Source organism: Populibacterium corticicola, assembly GCF_042683685.1.
GTDB classification, from domain to species: domain Bacteria; phylum Actinomycetota; class Actinomycetes; order Actinomycetales; family Cellulomonadaceae; genus Timonella; species Timonella corticicola.
Genome location: NZ_JBHUOP010000016.1, coordinates 1 through 1,144, shown reverse-complemented (window position 1 = coordinate 1,144; position 1,144 = coordinate 1). Strand labels below are relative to the sequence as shown.

The 1,144-nt window shown below is 52.3% G+C and carries 1 protein-coding gene; it reads right to left on the bottom strand.

The window, feature by feature from the left end:
- Nucleotides 1-203 precede the first annotated feature (203 nt).
- The gene (locus ACFSYH_RS14900; RefSeq protein ID WP_377468259.1) at nucleotides 204-680 is read right to left on the bottom strand and encodes an S-ribosylhomocysteine lyase; all 477 of its coding nucleotides are present in this window, start codon (nucleotides 678-680) and stop codon (nucleotides 204-206) included.
- Nucleotides 681-1,144: the final 464 nt, after the last annotated feature.

Genomic DNA, 1,144 nt, shown 5'->3' with positions numbered 1-1,144 from the left:
GAGTTCGTCCCGTCAAGCGGGCCGGGTAAAAACTCTACCCCACTCATCCACCAGAATCAAACCCAGCAAACACCCACACCCAACGACACACACCACCCAACACCCCACAAGACCGAATGTGATGCCGGAACGGATCCACTCGTCGCAAATAAAAAAGAGGGGGCGCGTTACGCACGCACCCCCTCTCATTGACCGCTTATCAATCAATCTCCAAACACAGAAAGCAGCGACTCTTCACCTGCCAAGAACTTACGCGCTGCAGCCTTAGCTCCCTCGAGATCGTGCAACTGATAGGAACCGCAACTCTTCGAGGATTCAGCACCAGGCACCGCATCAAATTCCAACAGACGTTTCAAGCCCGGGATCACGATGTCCTTCATCTTCTCTGCAGTATCGATGTTCCCTGTGGTGATGACATAGATACCGGTAAGGCATCCCATAGGCGAAACCCCAATAATGTCATCCGAGAACTCCCTCAGCGTAAAGGCCAAGATGTGCTCAATGCTGTGCGCCGTTTCAATCGGCAGATATGGCTCCGTGTTGGGCTGCGTGAATCGGAGATCGTACTTACAGACTCGACCACCACCAGGAATTTCCTTGTCGCCTGCCTGACGAATATATGGAGCAACCACCGCATCATGGTCTAGCTCGAACGATTCAACAACAACTTTCTTTGCCATGGAACACCTCAACTCGGCACGGATGTACAGCAGTCACAGAAAAACCACTGCTACTCCGATACTCTCATAGAAGATGGATCCTGCTACAAAGAACTCCACAAGGTATAGCAAGAACAGGTCGCCTGGGATGGACTAGATCAGTGGACGCAAGGTTGGTGGATTGTGTAGCAGATATAGATGGAGGTGCATGTCCTTACCTCTTGTCAGCCTCGACAAAAGCACCTCAAAGACATGTGATCGCTCTGAAGACCACGGCCGTGAACCTGGCACTCCGGGTAGACCCCCGCCTACAAAGAAGAAGGCCCACATATAAAGAAAAGAGAGGCCCACCTGTAAAAAAGAAGAAGAGGCTTCAACCCCCGTGAACCCCCCACACCACGGGGTGGGGTTGTTGGTCTGAAAACCGGCTAGTGGACGCGAACACACACTCACACACAACCCCGTTTCAGGGTCATGAGGATCGA

Bases quoted from the DNA above. Each gene is read 5' to 3' on its own strand.
- ACFSYH_RS14900 (WP_377468259.1), bottom strand. From the start codon at position 680: ATGGCAAAGAAAGTTGTTGTTGAATCGTTCGAGCTAGACCATGATGCG.